The 14,571-nt window shown below is 59.2% G+C and carries 16 protein-coding genes; 9 read left to right on the forward strand and 7 right to left on the reverse strand.

The features are described from left to right. Positions 1-194: 194 nt before the first annotated feature. From J2Z31_RS04005 to J2Z31_RS04015, 3 genes are all read right to left on the reverse strand, one after another. Entirely contained in the window at positions 195-1,415 is a 1,221-nt protein-coding gene (locus J2Z31_RS04005) for a CmpA/NrtA family ABC transporter substrate-binding protein (RefSeq protein WP_209600574.1), read from the reverse strand. Continuing rightward, positions 1,416-2,009, reverse strand: a complete 594-nt coding sequence (locus J2Z31_RS04010; RefSeq protein WP_209600575.1) for an ANTAR domain-containing response regulator — start codon at positions 2,007-2,009, stop codon at positions 1,416-1,418. 335 nt (positions 2,010-2,344) lie between these two features. Then, a complete protein-coding gene (locus J2Z31_RS04015; RefSeq protein ID WP_209600576.1) occupies positions 2,345-3,271 on the reverse strand; it encodes an AraC family transcriptional regulator in 927 nt (308 codons plus the stop codon). Positions 3,272-3,513: 242 nt separating this feature from the next. Here J2Z31_RS04015 and J2Z31_RS04020 point away from each other — a divergent pair, with 242 nt between their 5' ends. From J2Z31_RS04020 to J2Z31_RS04060, 9 genes are all read left to right on the forward strand, one after another. After that, entirely contained in the window at positions 3,514-4,944 is a 1,431-nt protein-coding gene (locus J2Z31_RS04020) for an extracellular solute-binding protein (RefSeq protein ID WP_209600577.1), read from the forward strand. 135 nt (positions 4,945-5,079) lie between these two features. After that, positions 5,080-5,958: a carbohydrate ABC transporter permease gene (locus tag J2Z31_RS04025; protein ID WP_209600578.1), complete on the forward strand. Its 879-nt coding sequence runs from the start codon at positions 5,080-5,082 to the stop codon at positions 5,956-5,958. Next, complete coding sequence (locus J2Z31_RS04030; RefSeq protein ID WP_209600579.1) at positions 5,955-6,788, forward strand: carbohydrate ABC transporter permease; 834 nt, start codon at positions 5,955-5,957, stop codon at positions 6,786-6,788. The genes J2Z31_RS04025 and J2Z31_RS04030 overlap by 4 nt, the downstream gene beginning before the upstream one ends. Before the next feature lie 4 nt (positions 6,789-6,792). After that, the gene (locus J2Z31_RS04035; RefSeq protein ID WP_408022005.1) at positions 6,793-6,996 is read left to right on the forward strand and encodes a DUF2160 family membrane protein; all 204 of its coding nucleotides are present in this window, start codon (positions 6,793-6,795) and stop codon (positions 6,994-6,996) included. A gap of 4 nt (positions 6,997-7,000) precedes the next feature. After that, positions 7,001-8,041, forward strand: a complete 1,041-nt coding sequence (locus tag J2Z31_RS04040; protein WP_209600581.1) for an NAD(P)-dependent alcohol dehydrogenase — start codon at positions 7,001-7,003, stop codon at positions 8,039-8,041. Between the two features lies 1 nt (position 8,042). Beyond that, positions 8,043-8,477 (forward strand): SDR family NAD(P)-dependent oxidoreductase, encoded by a 435-nt coding sequence (locus J2Z31_RS04045; protein ID WP_234939239.1) that lies wholly within the window; start codon positions 8,043-8,045, stop codon positions 8,475-8,477. Positions 8,478-8,487: 10 nt separating this feature from the next. Continuing rightward, positions 8,488-9,558, forward strand: coding sequence for an ABC transporter ATP-binding protein (locus J2Z31_RS04050; RefSeq protein WP_209600582.1), 1,071 nt, complete (start codon positions 8,488-8,490; stop codon positions 9,556-9,558). A gap of 25 nt (positions 9,559-9,583) precedes the next feature. After that, a complete protein-coding gene (locus J2Z31_RS04055; RefSeq protein WP_209600583.1) occupies positions 9,584-10,312 on the forward strand; it encodes an SDR family oxidoreductase in 729 nt (242 codons plus the stop codon). 23 nt (positions 10,313-10,335) lie between these two features. Next, positions 10,336-11,064: an SDR family oxidoreductase gene (locus J2Z31_RS04060; RefSeq protein ID WP_209600584.1), complete on the forward strand. Its 729-nt coding sequence runs from the start codon at positions 10,336-10,338 to the stop codon at positions 11,062-11,064. A gap of 424 nt (positions 11,065-11,488) precedes the next feature. On the opposite strand, the gene J2Z31_RS29710 is transcribed toward J2Z31_RS04060, so the two are convergent. The 4 genes from J2Z31_RS29710 to J2Z31_RS04080 all read right to left on the reverse strand — a co-directional run bounded on the left by J2Z31_RS29710 (position 11,489) and on the right by J2Z31_RS04080 (position 14,550). Continuing rightward, positions 11,489-11,845: a GNAT family N-acetyltransferase gene (locus J2Z31_RS29710; RefSeq protein WP_328243172.1), complete on the reverse strand. Its 357-nt coding sequence runs from the start codon at positions 11,843-11,845 to the stop codon at positions 11,489-11,491. Positions 11,846-12,350: 505 nt separating this feature from the next. Beyond that, positions 12,351-12,860, reverse strand: a complete 510-nt coding sequence (locus J2Z31_RS04070; protein ID WP_209600585.1) for a nuclear transport factor 2 family protein — start codon at positions 12,858-12,860, stop codon at positions 12,351-12,353. Continuing rightward, entirely contained in the window at positions 12,820-13,443 is a 624-nt protein-coding gene (locus J2Z31_RS04075; protein WP_209600586.1) for a pyridoxamine 5'-phosphate oxidase family protein, read from the reverse strand. The genes J2Z31_RS04070 and J2Z31_RS04075 overlap by 41 nt, the downstream gene beginning before the upstream one ends. 120 nt (positions 13,444-13,563) lie before the next feature. After that, positions 13,564-14,550, reverse strand: coding sequence for an MBL fold metallo-hydrolase (locus J2Z31_RS04080; protein ID WP_209600587.1), 987 nt, complete (start codon positions 14,548-14,550; stop codon positions 13,564-13,566). Between the last annotated feature and the right edge of the window lie 21 nt (positions 14,551-14,571).

Raw genomic sequence — 14,571 nt, forward strand, 5'->3', positions numbered from 1 at the left:
GCCTTCAGCGCCCCCCATTGGGCGCGGTCGTGGAGCACGTTGCAGGAACCGTGCCAGTTTTGCGGATGCGCGGATTTCCGCAGAGTCTCAGTAGGTTAGGAGAAGCACCCCAATGCTGGGCGGGTGTTCTATGAGTCGTTGCTTGAATAAATTTTGCGCAGTGCACAAAAATAGAGCAGCTTGTGCAAGGCGCCTCAATTCTGGCTGGCGAGGTAGTCGTCGAGCCGGTCCGGATCGAAGATCCGCCCGTCGAAGAAGCCGTCGGGTCCTAGAACCAGGCCCTTTTCCGAGGCGCCTACCGGGGCGGCCACGGTCAGCGCGCCTTCGACCTTCATGTTCGCTCCGGGCATCGGCGCCGCGAGCGGCTTCAGGGCCTGGCGGTAGATATCCGGCCGATAAGTATTGCGGGCGCGCTCGGCCTGCGCTGGCGAATGTTGCACATGGCCCCAGCGGACCATCTGGCTGTAGAACCAGAGAGCATGGCTCTGCCAGGGGAAGCTTGCTGCCTTTGCGTGCGGCACGAAGAACTCCGGGATCTCGTCGGCCGCGCCGTCGCCGAGTGTCAGCTGTCCGGTGAGGATCGGCATCAGCGCCTCGCGTGGCAGGCCCAGATGGCTGGGGGCGCTCATCAGCGCCGCGAGTTCCCCATGGTTTGCGCGGTCGCCGCACCAGATGGAGCTGCGATAGAGCGCGCGCAGAAGCGCGTCCAGCGTCGGGCGGTTTTCCGAGGCGAAGCGGGCCGAAACGCCCAACACCTTTTCCGGGCTCAGGCGCCAGATCGACGCTTTGGTGGTGGCAATGCGGCCGGCGCCGGCGGCAACGGCAACGCTGTTCCAAGGCTCGCCGGCGCAGAAGCCGTCAATCGCCCCGGTCGACAGCGCATCCGCCATCAAGGGTGGCGGAACCACGACGATTTCGACGCTCTTTTCCGGGTCGATGCCGCAGGCGGCAAGCCAGTAGCGCAGCTCGTAATTGTGGCCGGAAAAAGGATGGACGACGGCAAATCGCAGCAACGGCTCGCCCGATCTATGGCGGCTTTCGACGACGCGTTTCAGCGAGGCGCCATTTGAGCTGGGGTCGGCGCCGGGTCCAGCGCCGTCGGCAGCCATACGAGCCCAAAGGTCTCGCGAGACCGTGACTGCATTGCCGCCGAGGCCGAGGGCGAAGGGTGCCACGAGTTCCAATGACAGCGGCGTCAGACCCAGATTGGATGCGATCGGCATCGGCGCCAGCATATGCGCCGCCTGGAAGTGCCCGACCGCGATACGGTCGCGGATGTTTGCCCAGGAGGTTTCCCGGACGAGCTGCACCGATAGGCCTTCATCGCCGGCGAAGCCCTTCTCGACGGCCGCGATCAGAACCGCGCTGTCGAAGAGCGGCATGTAGCCAAGGGTGATGTCGGCGGTCGCAGCCATTCAAAAATCCTCCAGCAGTCCCGCCGCGAGCACCAGGCTCTGTGCGATCTCGGCTATCTTGCGGTTCTGGTTCATCGCGGTCGTGCGCAGCAGCTTGTAGGCCTCCTCTTCGCTGATGCCGCGCGATTTCATCAGGATTCCTTTGGCGCGGTCGATGACCTTGCGGTCCGCAAGCTCGCTGCGGGCATCCGCGAGTTCCCGTTCCATGCGCGAGAAGGCGTTGAAGCGGCTGATTGCCATGTCGAGGATCGGCTTCACCCGCTCCTGCCGCAGTCCGTCGACCACATAGGCAGAAACACCGGCGTCGATTGCCGCCTCGATCATGCTGCTGTCGGAGCGATCGACGAACATGGCGATCGGACGTTTGACTGACCGGGAGAGCTGGAACATGCTTTCCAGGAGATCGCGATTGGGGTTTTCGAGATCGATGACGATCACGTCCGGTTGCAGCCGCTCGATGACGCGACCGACGCCATGGACATCGTGAACGACGCTGACACGGCTATGGCCGGCATCATGCAGTCCGGCCTCGATGATCGAGGCACGGATGGCATTCTCGTCAATCACCAGAATGGTCAGGTCGCGATGAGTCATGCCGCATCATGATGCGGTGCAGCAAAATTCGCAATATAGCTGCCTAAAAAATTTGCGGTTTTGGCAATTGCATCAATTTAAGGCGAAACCCATGTACGTCGACACGCTTGAGGTGCGCGGGGGTGAGCTCTCTGACGAAGAAATATCCACACTCGCGTGTTCAGCTGAGTATGGAGTCAAGCGCCGGCGGCGTTGCGCGACGATTCTGTAAGCGATGCAGCACGAATATTTGTCCTCAAGGGGTTCGATCCTCCAGTTTGTTAGAGGTCGGAGAAGGGTGGTAGGCGGTCGTTCGCTGCGGAGAGCGCCAACGCCCGACGACCTAATCGCTAGACTCACTGCACAGGCATATGGTCTGTCGCCGTCTGAGGTAACGGAACGGTTCTGCGGTTGGTGGACAGTTTCCGGTATCTTCTCGGTGTTAAGTTGTGGTGGCGGAGAAACACCCGGTTGAAATATGACAGATTGCGATAGCCCACCTCGAAGCAGATGTCCGTTATCGGCAGAGAGGTATCGGTCAATAGCTGACCCGCCTTCCAGATACGAAGCTTGTTGACGTGGTCGGTGAAGCTGTGGCCGCTGTTTTTCTTGAAGAATCGCGAGAAAGCGCTGTCGCTCATGCCGACCATGCGAGCCATGTCCGGCAACCGGATGTCCTCCGACAGATTGGCAAAGAGATACGCGAAGACCTGTTGCAGGGCTTCGAGCGAACCATAGCTCAGGTCCGGCACATAGGCCTCTGAAGACAGGGTATCGAACTCGTCAGTGTCCCGCAGCAGCGAGAGCAATGACAGGAAGGTTGAAAGCCGCACCGAGCCGGTCTGGAACTCCATGTCGAGTATCAGCGCCTCCGCCTGTTCCCGCGCCCGTCCCTTGAAGGAGAGCCCCCGCTGCGCGCGGGCGAGAAAGTCACGCAGCCCCGTCAGTTCCGGCAGGAAGGCCGAAGCCTGCTCCAGCTTGGCCGGCAGAAACTGGATGACGATGTCGCGTCCTGGAATGCGCTCATCCGGTCCGAGCGGCGTCACCCAGTCGTGCGGCAAGTTGCTGCCGATGACGGAGATATGGCCCGGCGTGAACGCGCCGACATGATCGCCTGCAAGTAGGACGCCGCTGGCGTTGGGAATGTAGTGGATCTCCACCTCCGGGTGGAAATTCCAGACGTTGCGTTCCCACGGATAGTCGTCGCGGCGCCAGAGGAACGACTCGTCCGCGCCGGTCAAAACATATTCAAATCTCGCGACCGTCGGCGAAATAACTGACATTGCGGACATCCTCCAGTGCCTCCGCCATGCTCGTTGCGCTGACAATCAATATTACATTGTGCAACGCACACAAGAACTCGTGAATAAATTCGGAATTTCGCGCATGAGAGTATCAGTATCGCGCAACGGCCGCGCTTGTGTCCACCCCTTCTTTCTACAACTATTGAGGTCCGTTGAGCGTGTCGGAGGAGAGTTTAGAACGCACAACCGGGCCGATTTTGCGATCCAAATGGAGGAGAACAATGAATAGTTTTGTCAAAGCCGCGTGCGTCGGCTTCATTTCACTTGGCGTTTGGAGTTCGACCGCTCTCGCTCAGGATTCCTGGTGGAAGACTGCCGCCCAGCCCTATCAGGGCGCGACCATCCGGGGCATCTCGGAATCGACCCCAGCGTCGAAATATGTCGAGCAGGTACTCGGTCCGAAATTCACCGAAGAGACCGGCATCAAGGTCGAATTCGAGGCCACATCTTGGGACCAGATGTACGACAAGGCGATCAAGGACATGGAGGCCAATACCGGCATCTATGACTTCGTCTACATCGAGCAGGACATCGTATATACGTATCTCGCCCGCAACTTCCTGGTCGATATCACCAAGACGCTCGCCGATAATGCAAAGATCGCTTCGCCGGACTTCAAGCCGGAGAATTTCACCACTTTCCTGAATTATTTCAAGGATCCGAAGTCAGGCAATGTCATGGGCGTCCCCATGGAAGCATTCATCAAGCCTTACCTCTACCGCAAGGATCTTTTCGATGATCCGGCGATCCAGAAAGCCTACAAGGATTCCACCGGTGCGGATTTGAAGCCCGCGACGACGCATGACGAGTATACCCAGATCGCCAAGTTCTTCACCGAATACGGCGCAGACAAGGAGCTTTGGGGAACCACTGTACAGGCCTCGTCGAGCCACCCCGCCGCCTTCTATGAATTCTTCGAGTCGATCGCGCCGACCTTCGGCGTGTACAACTGGGGCATCAATGGCACGACCTTCGCGGCCACCGAAGCTAACGGCGGCCAGATGAACTCCGCCGCCGCGAAGAAGGCGCTCAACTACTGGGTCGGCCTGTTGAAATACGCGCCGCCGGAATCGACGTCGTCCACTTGGGACGAGGTTGCTGGGACATTTGCCGCCGGCCGCGCAGCCCAAGGCCTCGTCTACGGTGAAAACGCTGCCTGGATCGCTACAGACGAAAGCAAATCGACCGTCGTCGGCAAGGTGGGAGTGTCATTGCCTCCGGTCGAGGCGGGTGTCATGGAAGCAGCCGAATCCGGCAAAGGATATATCGGCTACTACGATGGTGGCGCGTTCGGCATCCCGCATTCGTCCAAGAACAAGGACGCGTCGCTGCTATTCCTGCAGTATATCGGGCAGGCTTCAGTGCAGACCGACTGGGTGCTGGCCGGCTCCCGCATCGTCATGAACTCGACCTACGATGATCCCAAGATCGTTGATCAGGATAAGAAGATGAACGGCTACTACACGCTGATGCGTGAGGATGGAAAGCTGTTCGCCGGAGCTCCGCCGTTCCCGTTCCATTCGCAAGTTCTGCAGGTAGTCGCGCCGTTCATCTACAAAGCGATCGTCGGTGAGATCAAGCCGGACGATGCGCTGGACCAGGCCGCCACCGCAGCCGAAGCTGAACTCGTGAAGCTCGGCTACCGCAAGTAAAAGACCGCACCTCCCGGCGGTTGGCGGTCGCCTTCAGCAAGGTGGCCGCCCCTTTCCTGACTGCGGTTTGCGGGCCTGCCCGCGACGCTGGTAGTCGGGCGAATAAGACTCAAGCACGATCTGACGGAGCGCAGGATGAGACAATCCAACATCGGATGGCTGTTTCTAGCACCAGCCACGCTAATCCTGTTCGTTGTCGGGTTCGTTCCCTTCATCTACATTCTCTATGTCGGCTTCTTCGACTGGAACACCAACGCAATCGATCCCACCCTGCGCTGGGCCGGCCTCCAGAATTATCGCAGCCTCGTTTTTGACACGACATTCCTGAACTCGCTTGCGCGCACGCTGGGCTTCGCATTCTTCGTCGTTGTGAGCGAACTGTTGTCAGGCTATGTCCTGGCCCGCGCGCTGATGGCAGACCGCCTGTGGGGCCGGCAGTTCTTTCGCACGATCCACACACTGCCGATCGTTGTCGCGCCCATTGCAGTCGGCGCTACCTGGCGGCTGCTTTGCGTTCCGGGCTTCGGCATCGTGCCCTATTACGTGAAACTGTGGTTCGGCATCGACTACAACATCTCGACCAATGCCTATCACGCCTTCGCCACGGCGATCATCATGGACCTGTGGCACTGGACGCCGTTCGTCACGCTGTCGCTCATGGCGGGACTGACCGCCTTGCCGAAAGAACCGCTCGAACAGGCGCAGATCGACGGCGGCAACAAGCTGCAGATTTTCTGGTACGTGATCGTTCCGATGTTGAAGCCGGTGCTGCTGACAACCGTCTTCATCCGGCTGATGGACGCGTTGCGCTCGGTCGACGAAATCTGGATGCTGACCAAGGGTGGTCCGGCTGAGGCGACCCGGTTCATCGGCCTTCATATCTGGATCAACGTCTTTCCGAAGACCGATTACGGCTACGGCGCGGCCATGTCGCTGCTGACGCTTTACGTCACGATCGTTCTGAGCTGGCTGCTGTTCGTCGCCATGACCGGCCGCAAGGGAGGCGCACAATGAGACGCTCCGGTATAGCCTCCTTCGTCCTTTGGATATGTCTGACCATTCTGACACTGCTTCCGGTCTGGTGGATGCTGATAGTTTCGATGCGCCCCCGCGTGAAGCTTTATTCGAAGTCGTTCCTCATCGACGATCTTTACTGGGACAATTTCCTGGCGGTTCTGAACAGCTCGAGCTTCCTGCAGTATCTCTGGAATTCGCTGATCGTGGCGACATCGAACGCAGCGCTGGTGTGCGCGCTCGGCCTGCTCGCGGCGTTCGGGCTGTCGCGTTACAAAATCAGCGGCGGTGACAACGTGTTTTTCTGGCTGATCACCAACCGCATGGCGCCGCCAGCCGTGTTTCTGCTGCCGCTCTTCCTGCTGTTCACCAAGTGGTTCGTGTTCGGCGATTTCATGCTGTTCGACACGAAGATTGGCCTGATCCTGCTCTATTGCGTCTTCAACCTGCCCTTCGCCATCTGGCTCTTGAAGGGCATGCTCGACGGGATTCCGCTGGAGCTTGACGAAGCGGCGCGGGTCGATGGTGCGACAACCGGCCAGGTGCTGTCCAACGTCATCCTGCCGCTGGCGCGGCCGGGGTTGGCCGTCACCTTCATCCTGACCTGGATTTTCGCCTGGAACGAGTACCTATTCGCAGCGACCCTAACGTCGTCGGCTGACGCAAGGACCGTGACGACAGCGCTTGCTGAATATGTCTCGGTCACCGGAACGAACTGGGGCGAGATGGCGGCGATGGCGTTCCTGACCACGCTCCCGGCCTTAATCGTGCTCGGCTTCGTCCAGAAGCACATCGTGACTGGCCTGACGTTCGGCGCATTGAAAGGGTAAGATGATGGCTGGCATTCAACCCCAGAAAACCGAACGCGACGGATTCCTGCCGATCCGAACCAACGGCTTCGACAGGGGCTTCATCTCGGTCGTGATCCTGATCCTGGTGCATCTTCTATGGATGCGCTTCCTGGAGGGCGTGTTGCCCCTATGGGTGGCGACGGTGCTCTGCCTGGCGCTGGCCGTGTTCACTATCCGAAAGGGCTGAAAACATGAGATCGCTCGTCCTCGAACGCAAAGACGAACTGCGCATTCGCGACCTGGACCCGAAGGAGGTGCTCGGTCCCACCGACGTGCGCATTGCCATCAAGACCGTTGGCGTCTGTGGATCGGACGTTCACTATTACACCCACGGCGCGATCGGCCCTTTTGTCGTGCGCGAGCCGATGATCCTCGGCCACGAAGCCGCCGGCATCATCGAAGAGGTCGGCAGCGCAGTCCGGAACCTGAAAGTGGGCGACCGCGTTTGCATGGAGCCCGGCATTCCCGACCCTCAAAGTCGCGCGGCGCGGCTGGGTCTCTACAATCTCGATCCCGCGGTGCGCTTCTGGGCGACGCCGCCGGTGCATGGCGTACTGAGACCGAGCGTGGTCCACCCGGCGGCCTTCACCTTTAAGCTTCCGGACAATGTTTCCTACGCCGCTGGCGCCATGGTCGAGCCGCTGGCTGTAGGCTTTCAAGCAGTTTCCAAGGCGAGGCTGACGCCCGGTGCGATCGCGCTGGTCACGGGTGCCGGGCCGATCGGCATGGTGACAGCGATCGCGGCGCTGTCGGCTGGCTGCGCCAGAGTTATCGTTACCGACGTTGTCGACGAAAAGCTTGCCGTGGTGCACAAGCTCGGCCCTGCCATCATGACCGTCAACGTCCGCTCGCAGGACCTGAAGAGTGTCATAGCCCGCGAAACCGACGGCTGGGGCGTCGATGTCGTCTTCGAATGTTCCGGCGCGGCTGAAGTGATCGCAGACACGGTGCACCATGGTTGCCCCGGCGGCGCCATCGTCTTTGTCGGCATGCCCCTGAAGCCGGCCCCGCTCGATGTCGTCATCGCCCAGACCAAAGAACTGCGCATCGAACACGTGTTCCGCTACGCGCATGTCTACCCGCGCATCGTCGCGCTATTGGGATCGAACCAGATCAATGTCGATGCGCTGATCACCGATACCTACCCCTTCGAGAATTCTGTCGAAGCGTTCGATTACGCCGTGCGACCAAAGCCCTCCTCCGTGAAGATCCAGATCGAGCTTGGGAGGTAGCATGTATCTGCGGAAGTTAGATCTCAGTGGAAGGGTCGCGGCCGTTACCGGCGCGGGGCGCAACATCGGCTATGCCTGCGCTGATGCCCTATCAGAAGCCGGCGCGCATCTCGTGCTGACTGATCTTGATGAAGAGCTCGGTCAGTCGGCCGTCTCGAAGCTCGCCGCGATGGGGCGAAAGGCCGAATTCGTTCGTCTCGACGTGACCGATTCCGGCGAAACCGACCGTGTCGCGGCAGCGATCGCGACCAAGCTTGGCCGCGTGGACATTCTGGTCGCCAATGCCGGCATCGCTTCGCACAGCCCGGCGGAGGAGATCCGATGCGGACTGGCTGACCGGCAGCATCGTCGTTGCGGATGCAGGATACACCTCATGGTGAAGCTGCCCGAGCACACATCCCGAATGATCGGTGGCCATGCCGCCACAACTGACTGAGGATTGACACATGGCGACGATCGAGCTCGACCAGGTCGACAAGCATTACGGCTCCTATCACGCACTGCGCAAGATCTCGTTCGATATAGCCGACGGCGAGTTCGTCGTACTGGTCGGTCCCTCCGGTTGCGGCAAGTCCACGCTGCTGCGATCGCTTGCCGGCCTTGAGGAGATCACCGGCGGCGCGATCAAGCTTGGAGGACATCGCGTCGACAACATCGCTGCCAAGGACCGTGACGTGGCGATGGTGTTCCAGAACTACGCGCTCTATCCGCACATGACCGTTCGGGAGAACATGGCCTTCGCACTGAAGCTGCGCGGCGAAAATCTTACGGATCGCAACGCCAAGGTTGACAAGGCTGCCGAGATGTTACGGCTTACGCCCTATCTCGACCGATATCCGAAGGCGCTCTCCGGAGGCCAGCGGCAGCGTGTTGCCATGGGGCGCGCGATGGTTCGCAGCCCAAAGGCGTTCTTTTTCGACGAGCCGCTGTCAAACCTGGACGCCGCGTTGCGCGTAGATATGCGTTCGGAGATCAAAGCTCTTCACCAGCGCCTCGGCGCTACTTCCGTGTATGTCACGCATGACCAGATTGAAGCCATGACAATGGCGGACCGCATTGTAGTGCTTCGCGACGGCAAGGTGGAGCAGATCGGCGCGCCACTGGAGCTTTACGACAGGCCGGCAAATACCTTCGTCGCCGGCTTCATCGGATCGCCGGCGATGAACATGCTACCGGCCACAATCGATCTCTCTGTGAACTCAGCGCGGCTCGCTGATGGGTCGGCCCTTGCCCTTCCACAAGGCACACGGGCAAGTAACGGCCAAGAGGTGATATACGGGGTCCGTCCTGACCAGTGGATATTGTCGAATGGCGATACGGGCGTACCGGCGACTGTCGAGTTGATCGAGCCGACGGGAGCCGAAATTCTCCTGGCAGCCCAATTGGCGGGCAAGCGGGTCTTGTGCGCCTTTCGCGAGCGCCACGCGCTGAAGCCGGGCGACAGGATACGGCTCGACGTCGATCCTGCCGCGGCTCATGTGTTCGACAAGCAAACCGACCAAAGACTCGCGTTCTGAGCAACAGGCATCGGAAGGATCAACTGTGTCAGACTTTACAGGGAAAACGGTAATCATCACGGGTGCTGGCAAGGGTATCGGTCGCGCCTGCGTTGAACTGCTCACCCACCGTGGCGCACGGATCGTAGCCTTGTCGCGTTCGCAGGCCGATCTGGATGATCTGGCAGCAAAGTTCGGCGCGACCGTATTATCAGTCAATCTCGCCGACAATGCAGCAGCACGCGCCGCCATGAAGAAGGCGGGATTGGCAGACGCGCTGATCAATTGCGCGGGAACCAACGTGCTTGAAAGCGTCATCGATATGACGGAGGAGGGCTATGAGCAGGTGCTCGGCATCAACCTGCGGGCCGCGCTGATTTGTGCGCAGGAATTCGCGCGGGCTCGCATTTCAAACGGCGGCGGCGGTACGATCGTGAATGTGACCTCGATCGCCGGACATCGTGGTTTCGTGGATCACGTGGCTTACGCCGCTTCGAAGGCGGGACTGGAAGGCGCGACACGTGTCATGGCCAAGGAACTCGGCGCCTATGGAATCCGGGTTAATGCAGTGGCGCCTACGGTTACCATGACGGAGCTTGCCGCCAAGGCGTGGTCCGAGCCTTCCAAACGTAACCCGATGATTGTTCGCCACCCGATGGCGCGCTTTGCGGAGGTCGACGATGTCGCACGGTCGATCGCACTGCTTATTTCAGAGGACGCACCCATGATCAGTGGCGCAGTCCTGCCAGTCGACGGCGGCTTCCTTGCTGTCTGAAAATCAAGAGGCGAGACAAGACGATGACTAAACCACTCCAAGGAAAGATCGCTGCGGTAACCGGCGCAGCTTCCGGTATCGGGCTCGCGACGACCCGTGCCCTGGTCGATGCCGGCGCCAAGGTCGTGATGGTGGACTACAACAGACAGGCGCTGGAAACGTACGCTGCCGAGTTCGGCGACGCCGTAGTCACGCAGGTCACCGATCTTCTGGACGCCGCAAGTTGTGCGGCTATGGTGCCGGAAATCCTGGCAAAGGTCGATCACCTCGACATCCTGCACTGCAATGCAGGCTCCTACATTGGCGGGGATCTTATTGATACCGATACCGCGACAATGGATCGGATGCTGAATCTCAACGTGAACGCCGTCATGAAGAACGTCCGCGACATCGCTCCGCATATGATCGAGCGCGGGACCGGGGACATTTTGGTCACTTGCTCCGTGGCCGGGCATGCGCCGATCCAGTGGGAGCCGGTCTATTCCAGCTCCAAATGGGCGATTACCAGTTTCGTCCAGATCATGCGCCGGCAGTTGAAAACCTACGGCATCAGGGTCAGCCAGGTCTCACCTGGCCCGGTCGTTTCCGCTCTGCTTGCCGATTGGCCCGCGGAAAACCTTGAGAAGGCAAAAGCCAATGGGAGTCTGATCGAGCCCTCAGAGGTCTCCGATGCCATCATCTTCATGCTGACCCGCCCGCGAAACGTCACGATCCGGGACATGATTGTCTTGCCGACAAATTTCGACGTGTAGGTAAGGAACACCAAGTCGCTGCGGAAGCTCAATTCCGGGCTTCACGTCATAGGTTTGCGATAACAAACAAACGATCGCACCGGATTGCATTTTGTCGACTAGGAATTCTCGTCGTCGCATCAAGTTGGTCGAAACGGCGTGAGTCCGCTTTTGCGACGCGCGGTCAATTGTGCAAACGTCCGAAATGGGCGCAATGCGGAAATTATTCTGACTTGGGGCCGGAAGCGGACCGTCGGTTGCTAAAACGGTGAATGCCAGAAGCAAACATCCGAAACGTCGGTGCAGAGGTCTGGGATCGGCCCAAGCTGCCCGTCCACGGGAAGCGCTCTGGCGTGCAGTTGCGCACAGAAGGCCCAATCATGCGGCCAAGTTCTAGGCTCGAGACGCCTCTCGCGGTGCGATAAGGAAATCAGCCATTGATGTATTACAGCTTGAAGTTCTTGCGGTTATATGCGTGCTGGAAACCCATTTTTCTGAGGTTCTCATAGGAAATACTGGGTTTATCAAGTGAAGGTACTTCTGTTTCGACGACGAACGTCGAGACGCCTTGTGTGATCCCGTGATCGGTTCGGATCTGGATGAGCGCCTTTTGAACGCCGCGATTTCGGAATTCGGGAAATGTTGTACCACCACCCAACCGCGCATATGTCCCGGACACGTAGATGGCGCCAGTTCCGATAGGCGTTTCACCGTCCAAAGCAAAAAAATTGACCAGCCCTCTTTGCCCACAATGGCCGACCAGAGGGAAACAAAGGTTAGCGGGAAATTGAAACCCTTGCACATCATGGATCCGAAGAGCGTGGCTTCGTCAACTTTTACCCTTCGGGTGCGGACACACGGCCAGGCGACTCGAGACTGCTCAAGAGCGCGCTGCGCGTAAGCTTTGCCCACCCAGGACCGTGTTCAGATCCTTACTTTGGGTCCAGTTTCTCACCTCGTCCGAGGCAGCGTCTACATTTAGTTGCAGGAACCGATTCCCCGTCTTTCATCGCATCCAGTTACATGCTTTGTCCAGATCCTCGACAGAGCCTAACCCCAGAACGCGGTTTAGGCCGATCGCAGGTGCGTTCGGCAGCGAGATCGCGCATCCTCGTTGATGGGAAGGCATTCGAATTGCTCCTCATCCCGGAAATATTCGGGTGAGAGCCTGTGCAGATCCACGAAGGCCTTGGCCTCGATGGCGTCTTCCTTTTCTGGGAATGAGCGTTCTGAAAAGTTCGAATACAAGATTGGCTCCTGAGCCGCCACCTTTGAGTGCCAGATGAAAAGAGACAGGCTAGTCTCGACTAAAAACCGAGTTCGCTGAGTCCAGGATGATCATTTGACCAGCGGCCGAGCGGCCACTGAAAACAGCGGTCGTCGGCGCGGATAGCCAGGTCGTTGATGCAGGCATAGCGCTTCCGCATCAGGCCGCTATCGTCAAACTCCCAATTCTCGTTCCCGAACGATCTGAACCAGTTCCCACTGTCGTCGTGCCACTCATAGGCAAACCTAACGGCGATACGATTGTCGCTAAGCGCCCAGAGCTCCTTGATCAAACGGTAGTCGAGCTCCCGCCGCCATTTTGCCGAAAGGAACGTGACGATCGCTTCCCTCCCGGAGACAAACTCGGCACGATCCCGCCACTGGCTGTCTATCGTATATGACAGAGCGACTCTCGCCGGGTTGCGGCTGTTCCAGCCGTCTTCAGCAAGACGAACTTTCTCGACTGCGCTTTCAAACGTAAAAGGTGGAAGGGGTGGTCGTTGAGCTTCGTCATCGTTCAGGGTTCTCCAACCGTGCGCGCAAAGTCGCATTCTCGGTTTCCAATCGCTGCAGTTGTTCACGAAGAGGAGCGACAGCTTGTTCAACCTGCTGTTCGGTGTAGCGCGGGATGATGTGCTGTGGGCAATTCCAATCGAACGCCTCAAGCCGAAGCCTGAAGATCCGTTCCGCCCTTCCTTTGTAGGTCGGGTCGGACACCAGTTCCGTGAGTTCCTGGTCAGCATCAAGCGCCAGTCGCTCCACATACGCGTAAATTTTGAGCCGTGCCCGTCGCACATAATCCATCAAGAACAGGCACGCCCGATCGTTAGCGGCAAAATTGCCGGCGCTGATGTACTGGCGATTACCCCGGTAGTCGGCAAAGGCCAATGTTCGCTGATCGACGACCTTAAGGAAGCCGGCTCTTCCTCCACGGTGTTGAACGTATGGCCACCCCGTTTCGGAGACCGATGCCATATAGAAGCTGTCACGTGAGGCGATGAAGGCGATCTCGTCTTCGGTGAGGGTGTCTGAAGGGCGGTTGTCAGCGCCCAGCCATATCTGGTCCACCCCCATGTTCTCCTGAGCTGCTCTGACGCTTGGCGTTACAGCAACCTCAAGGAAATGATATGGCATGCCTATTCTCCTTGCCCAGGCAGGCTCGCATCGTTGTCTCACGGTGCGAGCCCGGATCCACCTTTGGGTAGCCGAAATCAGTGCTTGGCATTTATACCCTTAAGATCACCAGAGCAGACATCAGTCCTGCAAGGCCCAGTCTGCGACCTGCCAACGCATCTCCCCATGATCAGCAACGACACGACCGAGCCCAGGGAACGGCATGTGCGTGGCAGCGATGAGTGCGCCTTCCGACGCGGCACGCGGAAAGAAGCGATCACGCATGGCTTTCGCAGCGGCACGGTCTTGCTCAAACAAGAAGAACACATCGGTCGCGGCCGGATGCACGACCGGAAAAATCATATCCGAAACCATGATCATGCTCTTCCCGCCATCTTCGATCCGCACGCCGATATGGCCGGGCGTATGGCCGGTCAGGTCGACGATTGAAACGCCCCGCATGATCTCGCGCTCTCCATCGATCGCTTGGAGCCTCGGGTATAACCGCACGACTTCCTCCGCCATCCTGAAGCTGGTCTGCAGATAATCAGGGGCGCCGTTGCGCTTGGCTGGATCGGTCCAGTGGGTGACGTCGCGACGATCGATATAGAGATCGGCCTCGGGGTAGTTGTTCTTGCCTCCCAGAACAAGTCCGCCCATGTGGTCTTGGTGCATATGCGTTACGATGACCGCGTCGATCTTGTCGGGCTGCAGACCGAGCGCATTGAGCGCGTCCGGCAATTGTCCGGTCTGGCCGATAGAGCCCGCTGCACCTGCGTCAATCAGGATCCGGCGTTCGCCATCCTCGACGAGATACTGGTTGAAGAGGAATCTCACCCCAGTCTGCCGGGCGGTAAACTGCGAAATTGCCGCCTGCTCGACTTCGGCCCCCGTGCGCCCCGGAAAATAATCGTAGGGCATATCGGCATAGCCATCGGTCAAGGCCGTCACCGTGAACCGGCCGATGCGGATCTGTGCGAACGGGTTCACCACAACAGGCGGCTTGGCAGCATCCTGCGTAGCCGCACGCGCGAGGGAGTCGCCGAGCAGGCCTCCACCGAGGAGGCTTCCCCCGATGAGGCCGAGAGGCAGGGCGCCGGCAAAGGCGCGACGTGAAAGTTGAGGCATGACATCTTCCTCTGGATCAGT

The organism is Sinorhizobium kostiense (genome assembly GCF_017874595.1).
Lineage (GTDB): Bacteria > Pseudomonadota > Alphaproteobacteria > Rhizobiales > Rhizobiaceae > Sinorhizobium > Sinorhizobium kostiense.